A 6,489-nucleotide genomic window follows, 5' to 3' on the forward strand; every position below is an offset into this window, starting at 1 on the left:
GTGAGCGACGGCTCAGCCGTCCTCCTCGTCCCAGATCCGGACCTTCTTCGGTCGCGGGGGCGCGGCCCCGGCCGCCACGGCACCGGAGTCGGTGTCGTCGAGGCCGTCGCGGTACTCGCGTCGCACCCCGAAGCCCACGAGCACGAACCCGCCGACCATGGCCAGCCACCACTGGAACGCGTACGCCTGGTGCGGTCCCAGCCCGGTGTCGGGCGCCTCCAGCGCCGTCGGTCGCGGCGGGGCGCTGCCGTCGGGGAGCCGTTCGACCTCGAGGACGACGTAGGCGCCCAGAAGCGGCTCGTCCACCTGTCGTCCGGCCTCGGTGAGATTGATGCTGGCGACCTGTCCGGCGGGCGGGGTGCGCCCCAGGGACGGCTCGGAGCGACGCAGCCAGCCGGTGAGGGTGACCTCGTCGGTCGGCGCCGGCGGGACGGTGGGCAGCGACTCGGCGGACCGGGCGTTCTGCACCCATCCGCGGTCGACGAGGACGGTGCCTGCGTCCGTCGTGAACGGCACGAGCACCTCGTACCCGTAGGTGCCCTCGTACGGGCGGTTCCGGACCAGCAGCGTCTGGTCGGCGGCATACCGTCCGGTGGCGGTGACCCGCGTCCACTCCTCGGACAACGGCATGGGCGTCTCGCCCAGGACATCGGCGAGGGGCTGGGGCTTGGCCTCGTAGTGCGAGTTGATCCGATCGGCCCTCGCCGCCTTGGCCTCGTACCGGTGCCACTGCCACTGACCGAGGAACCACGCGGCCACGGCGAAGCCGAGAGCCACTGCCAGGGCCCCCAGCCAACGCCGCGAAATGAGCACCCTGAGCACTTCATCACGGTACCCGGCTTAGGCTGGGGGACATGACCGGCCTCCCCTTCCCGACCGTGCGCGGTGCCACGCCTGCGCCCGAGGGCCTGGCGGGCCTCCCTGACCGCTATGGACGGGTGGCGCGTGACCTGCGTGTCTCCGTCACCGACCGCTGCAACCTGCGCTGCCGCTACTGCATGCCGGCCGAGGGTCTGCCCTGGCTCGCGAAGCCGGAGATGCTCTCCGACGACGAGCTGGTGCGGGTCGTGGGCGTGTTCGTCGGGCTGGGCATCCGCCAGGTCCGGCTCACCGGTGGCGAGCCGATGCTGCGCCGTTCGCTGGTCGACGTGGTGCGACGGATCGCCGCCCTCGAGCCGCGCCCGCGCATCGCCATGACCACCAACGGGATCGGTCTGGACCGTCTGGCCCAGCCGCTGGCCGACGCCGGCCTCGACCGGGTCAACGTCAGCCTCGACACGATCGACCCCAAGGAGTTCGCCGACCTGACCCGGCGCGACCGCCTGCACGACGTCGAAGCCGGCCTCAAGGCCGCCGCGACCGCCGGGCTCGTGCCTGTCAAGGTCAATGCCGTCGCCATGCGGGGCATCAACGACGACTCGGTCGCCGACCTGCTCCAGTGGTGCCTCGACCGCGGCTACGAGCTGCGTTTCATCGAGCAGATGCCGCTCGACGCCCAGCACGGCTGGGACGCCTCGACCATGGTGTCCTCGCAGGAGCTGCACGAGCGCCTCGGCGAGCGGTTCACCCTGACGCCTTTGCCGCAGGCCGACCGGGGCAGCGCCCCGGCCGAGCGGTTCCTCGTCAACGGGGGACCGCAGACGGTCGGCATCATCGCCAGCGTCACGGACCCGTTCTGCGCCGCGTGCGACCGCACCCGGCTCACGGCGGACGGCCAGGTGCGCAACTGCCTGTTCTCCCAGGACGAGACGGACCTGCGCGGCCCGCTGCGCGACGGGGCCACCGACGAGGACCTCGCCCGCCTCATCCAGGGGGAGATGTGGCGCAAGGCCCCCGGCCACGGGATCGGCTCGGACGACTTCGTGCAGCCCGACCGCCCGATGTCGGCCATCGGTGGCTGACGGCCCAGGACGACGGGGTGTGCCGCGCGGCCGCGTCGGGCGGGTGCGGTCAGCCCGCGGTGGCGGGGATCGCGTCCGCCGGGACCGTCTCGACGAGGAATCCCCGGACCGACAGGAACTCGCCCAGCGACGTCCGGTGGTCCTCGCACGCGAGCCAGACCTTGCGGCGGTCAGCCGTGTGCAGCTTGGGGTTGTTCCACAGGTGGGCCCAGCTCGCCTCGGCACGGCAGGCCTTGGCGCTGCACACCATGCCCTCCATCAGCGGCCGATCTGGGTCGGTCCGTCACCACGCGGCGTGACCGGGGCGCCGCCGCGCCCGGCGCCACGGGGAGCCACGGCGTTGACCATGACCACCGCGACGTACGGGAGCAGCACCGCCAGCAGGGCCAACGAGCCCCACACCCACCACGGCGCGCCGGCGGTGGCGGTCAGGACGCAGGCGATGAAGCACACCGTGCGGACCGCCATCGTGAAGAGGTAGCGCCGGATGCGACCGGCTTGTTCGTCGGCGATGTTGGCCGGCGCCGACGTCACCGACTGGACGACGGGCTCGTCGGGGTGACGGCGGCGGGAGAGAGGCACCTGTCCACGATAAGCCGCCTGCGATGCGGTGTACCCATCGGTAGTCGATAGGGTCGCGCGCAGACGCTGACCGAGCACGGACGACACGGAGGAATCGATGGCAGGCCGCAACGTCCTGGTCACCGGAGGCAACCGCGGGATCGGGCTGAGCATCGCCCGGGCCCTCGCCGAGGCAGGCCACTCGGTGGTCATCACCCACCGCTCCGGCGAACCCCCCGAGGGGCTCCAGGGTGTGCTGTGCGAGGTCACCGACACCGCGTCGGTCGACGCCGCGTTCACCCAGGCGGAGGAGCTCCTGGGCGGTCCCGTCGAGGTCCTCGTGGCCAACGCCGGCGTGACGCGCGACCAGCTGCTCATGCGGATGAGCGACGAGGAGTTCGACTCCGTCATCGACACCAACCTCGCCGGCGCCTTCCGCTGCGCCCGGCGGGCGGTCAAGGGCATGATCCGCGCCCGCCACGGCCGGATCATCTTCATCTCCAGCGTCGTCGGCCTCTACGGCTCACCCGGCCAGACCAACTACTCGGCCAGCAAGTCCGGCCTCGTCGGCCTGGCCCGCTCGATCTCCCGCGAGCTCGGCACCCGCGGCATCACCGCGAACGTCGTCGCCCCGGGCTTCATCGAGACCGACATGACCGAGGTCCTTCCGGAGGACCGCAAGAAGGCCTACCAGGCCAGCATCCCGGCGGGACGCTTCGGCCAGGCCGACGAGGTGGCGGCCACGGTGCGCTTCCTGGCCTCGGACGACGCGGCATACATCACCGGCGCCGTGATCCCCGTCGACGGCGGCCTCGGGATGGGCCACTGATCCCGCCGGCTCCGGCCGCGAGGCGACGCCGCCTCGCCCACGACCCCCTGACCCCACCAGATCGGAGTACCCCCATGCTGCTCGAGGGTAAGAAGCTGCTCATCACCGGTGTCCTCATGGACTCCTCGATCGCGTTCCACGTCGCGAAGATCGCCCAGGAGCAGGGTGCAGAGGTCGTGCTGACGTCGTTCGGCCGCACCTTCAAGATCACCCAGACGATCGCCAAGCGCCTCCCCGTCACCCCGCCGGTGGTCGAGCTCGACGTCACCGACCAGGAGCACCTCGACTCCCTCGCGGAGCGGCTCGGCGAGCACGTCGACCACCTCGACGGGGTGCTCCACTCGATCGGCTTCGCGCCGCAGGGGGCGTTCAACTTCCTCGAGGGCACCTTCGAGGACGTGTCGACCGCCATCCACGCCTCGGCCTACTCGCTCAAGTCCCTCGGCGTGGCCACGCTGCCGCTCATGAAGGACGGCGGCAGCATCGTCGGCCTCACGTTCGACGCGAAGTTCGCCTGGCCGGTCTACGACTGGATGGGCGTGGCCAAGGCCGCCTTCGAGTCGACCAACCGCTACCTCGCCCGTGACCTCGGCCCCAAGGGTGTGCGCTGCAACCTCGTGGCCGCCGGACCGATCCGCACGACGGCCGCCAAGTCCATCCCGGGCTTCGCGACGTTCGAGGAGACCTGGAACACCCGGGCTCCCCTCGGGTGGGACGTCAACGACGCGGTCCCCGCCGCCCAGGCCTGCGCGGCACTGCTCTCGGACTGGTTCCCGGCGACGACGGGCGAGATCGTCCACGTCGACGGCGGCGTCCACGCGATGGGTCAGTGACGCTGGTTCTGCCGGGTCGGTGAGCCGCTACTAGGCTCGCCGCATGACGTCCGCTCCTGCCGTCTCTGCAACAGAGGTCCGGGTCCTCGAGGGCCCGAACCTCTACTTTGCCAAGCCGGCCATCAAGGTCAGCCTCGAGCTGCCCGGCTACCTCGCCGCCGACGAGGCCGACCTCAAGAAGCTCGCCCGATCGGTGGGGCTGAAGAGCTCCCGGCCCGGCGCTCCGGGCACGGAGCAGCGGCAGCGGTTCGTCATGCGGCTCGTCGAGCGCGCCACCCGTCGCCTCGCCGCCGCCAGCGGCACGACACGGCTCGGGGTGCGGGCCCGTCCCGGCAGCGACCCCGCCCAGGTCGTGGTGGCCTTCGTATGGCGCCGCCGCGGCCGCGCGCGTGCGCTCGGTGAGGGCGTGGCCCCGCTCCTGCAGTCCTGGCTCGACGGCGGCGACAGGGTCGAGGCCCTGGGGGCGCAGGTGGCGGCTGCGGAGCCGGGGGAGCGACCCTCGATCATCACGCCCACCATCCCGGTCGCGTCGATCACCGGCACCAACGGCAAGACGACGACGACCCGGCTGCTCGGCCACATCGGCATGACCGCCGGCCTGCGCACGGCCTGGTCCTCCACCGACGGCATCGTCGTGCAGGGTGAGGTCATCGAGGGCGGCGACTACTCGGGGCCGGCCGGGGCCCGCGGCGTCCTGACGACGCCCGGCGTGCAGCTCGGCATCCTCGAGACCGCCCGCGGCGGCATGCTCCTCAAGGGGATGGGCGTCTCGGCCAACGACGTCTCGGTCGTCACCAACGTCTCGGCCGACCACCTCGGTCTGCAGGGCATCGACACCGTCGACCAGCTCGCCGAGGTCAAGGCCATCGTCACCAAGGCCACCAAGCCCCGTGGGTGGGCTGTGCTGAACGGTGAGGACCCGCGGGTGTGGGCCATGCGTTCGGGGACCAAGGCGCGTCCCTGGGTCTTCTCGCTGCGTTCTGACGCGCCCGCTGTGCGCGAAGCCCTGGACGCCGGCGGCCGCGCGATCACCGTCCTCGACGGCGACATCGCCGTCCTGGAGAACGGTCAGGACCCCGACCGCCTCGTCAGCATCCTCGACGTCCCCGCCACGCTGTCCGGCCTGTCGGTCCACAACATCGCCAACGCGTTGGCAGGTGCTGCCGCCGCGCTGGGCCTCGGGCTGCCGCGTGCGGCGGTGGTCGAGGGCCTGAAGACCTTCGCACCCGACGACCGGCTCAACCCCGGCCGGATGAACACCTACACGCTGCGCCGCGAGGACGGCAGCGCCATCACCGTGATCGTCGACCTGGCTCACAACGAGGCAGGCCTCGAGGCGCTCATGGACGTCGCACACGGCCTCAAGGTCCCCGGCGCCCAGGTGCACCTGGGTCTCGGGCTGGCCGGTGACCGCACCGACGACCTGCTCGAGTCGATCGGCGAGGTCGCGGGGCTGCGGGCGGACCGCATCGTCGCGGCCCACAAGGAGCACTACCTGCGGGGCCGCACGATGGCCGAGCTCGAGGGCCACCTGCGGACCGGGCTGGCCCGGGCCGGGGTCGCCGACATCGAGTCCTACGAGACCGAGCTGGGTGGTCTCCAGGCACTCGTCCCCGGGGCCTCCGACGGTGATGTCGTGGCCCTCATGTGCCACGCCGAACGGACCCAGGTGGCAGCCTGGCTGGCCGACCAGGGCGCCACGGCCGACGGCCCGGAGGACATCCGCCGCAAGGTCGTCGCCGCCCGCGGCGAGCACGAGCTCGAGTCGCAGATCGCGGCGCTCTGGGAGCTCGACGACGACGAGGAGAGGATCGACGCGGCCACCGCGCTGCGGACCTCGCGTCCGGGGGACCCCCGCCTCGTCTACGAGCTGGCGGCCAGCCTGGACGCCGCCGGTCGCGAGAAGGACGCCATCGACCTCTACCGCGATGCCCTCGCCAGTGGGCTGCGCGAGCCGCATCGGCACCGTGCGCGGATCCAGCTCGCCTCGAGCCTGCGCGTCACCGGCCAGCCGGACCTGGCCCACTCGTTGCTCACCGAGCTCTCGCACGAGCGCCCCGGCAGCGTCGCCATCGAGGCCTTCCGTGCCCTCGCCGCCTACGACAGCGGACGCGCGGCCGAGGCCGTGGCCGACCTCGTCGACACCCTGCTGCACCACGCGGGCGACGAGGACAGCCTGAGCTACCAGCGGGCCCTGCACGCGTACGCCGCGCAGCTGCGCGACGCCTGACCGCGCGAAGGCGCCGTACCGGCACCTGACCCCTCGCCAACGGCGGCTGACCCCGCCCGACGGCGCTCCAGCTCGCCCGACGGGGATGCCGCGAAGGTGCGGTGGGGGCCGGCGGCACTACGTCACTGAACGCGC

The 6,489-nt window shown here is 72.3% G+C and carries 7 protein-coding genes; 4 read left to right on the top strand and 3 right to left on the bottom strand.

Annotation, left to right across the window (positions count from 1 at the left end):
* Positions 1 to 12: 12 nt before the first annotated feature.
* Complete coding sequence (locus ABD286_RS00945; RefSeq protein WP_344189367.1) at positions 13 to 822, bottom strand: SURF1 family cytochrome oxidase biogenesis protein; 810 nt, start codon at positions 820 to 822, stop codon at positions 13 to 15.
* Between the two features lie 32 nt (positions 823 to 854).
* On the opposite strand from ABD286_RS00945, the gene moaA reads away from it, so the two are divergent.
* On the top strand, positions 855 to 1,901 hold the full coding sequence (gene moaA, locus ABD286_RS00950; RefSeq protein WP_344189369.1) for a GTP 3',8-cyclase MoaA: 1,047 nt from the start codon (positions 855 to 857) through the stop codon (positions 1,899 to 1,901).
* A gap of 49 nt (positions 1,902 to 1,950) precedes the next feature.
* Here the strand turns inward: moaA and ABD286_RS00955 are convergent, their stop codons facing one another.
* Together ABD286_RS00955 and ABD286_RS00960 are read right to left on the bottom strand one after the other, a co-directional pair.
* Positions 1,951 to 2,160, bottom strand: a complete 210-nt coding sequence (locus ABD286_RS00955; protein WP_344189371.1) for a hypothetical protein — start codon at positions 2,158 to 2,160, stop codon at positions 1,951 to 1,953.
* A complete protein-coding gene (locus tag ABD286_RS00960) occupies positions 2,160 to 2,483 on the bottom strand; it encodes a DUF3099 domain-containing protein (RefSeq protein WP_344189373.1) in 324 nt (107 codons plus the stop codon). Before ABD286_RS00960 ends, ABD286_RS00955 begins: the two co-directional genes overlap by 1 nt.
* A 97-nt stretch (positions 2,484 to 2,580) precedes the next feature.
* On the opposite strand from ABD286_RS00960, the gene fabG reads away from it, so the two are divergent.
* The 3 genes from fabG to ABD286_RS00975 all read left to right on the top strand — a co-directional run bounded on the left by fabG (position 2,581) and on the right by ABD286_RS00975 (position 6,354).
* Positions 2,581 to 3,291: a 3-oxoacyl-[acyl-carrier-protein] reductase gene (gene fabG / locus ABD286_RS00965; RefSeq protein ID WP_344189375.1), complete on the top strand. Its 711-nt coding sequence runs from the start codon at positions 2,581 to 2,583 to the stop codon at positions 3,289 to 3,291.
* A 74-nt stretch (positions 3,292 to 3,365) separates the two neighbouring features.
* Positions 3,366 to 4,124, top strand: a complete 759-nt coding sequence (fabI, locus tag ABD286_RS00970) for an enoyl-ACP reductase FabI (protein ID WP_344189377.1) — start codon at positions 3,366 to 3,368, stop codon at positions 4,122 to 4,124.
* Positions 4,125 to 4,167: 43 nt separating this feature from the next.
* The gene (locus tag ABD286_RS00975) at positions 4,168 to 6,354 is read left to right on the top strand and encodes a tetratricopeptide repeat protein (RefSeq protein ID WP_344189379.1); all 2,187 of its coding nucleotides are present in this window, start codon (positions 4,168 to 4,170) and stop codon (positions 6,352 to 6,354) included.
* Positions 6,355 to 6,489 lie beyond the last annotated feature (135 nt).

The organism is Pedococcus aerophilus, assembly GCF_039532215.1.
In the GTDB taxonomy this organism is placed as follows: Bacteria; Actinomycetota; Actinomycetes; order Actinomycetales; family Dermatophilaceae; genus Pedococcus; species Pedococcus aerophilus.

What these genes read in the sequence shown, in the direction of transcription:
- ABD286_RS00955 (WP_344189371.1), bottom strand. Translation starts at nt 2,160, where the DNA reads ATGGAGGGCATGGTGTGCAGCGCCAAGGCCTGCCGTGCCGAGGCGAGC.
- fabI (WP_344189377.1), top strand. Translation starts at nt 3,366, where the DNA reads ATGCTGCTCGAGGGTAAGAAGCTGCTCATCACCGGTGTCCTCATGGAC.
- ABD286_RS00975 (WP_344189379.1), top strand. Translation starts at nt 4,168, where the DNA reads ATGACGTCCGCTCCTGCCGTCTCTGCAACAGAGGTCCGGGTCCTCGAG.
- moaA (WP_344189369.1), top strand. Translation starts at nt 855, where the DNA reads ATGACCGGCCTCCCCTTCCCGACCGTGCGCGGTGCCACGCCTGCGCCC.
- fabG (WP_344189375.1), top strand. Translation starts at nt 2,581, where the DNA reads ATGGCAGGCCGCAACGTCCTGGTCACCGGAGGCAACCGCGGGATCGGG.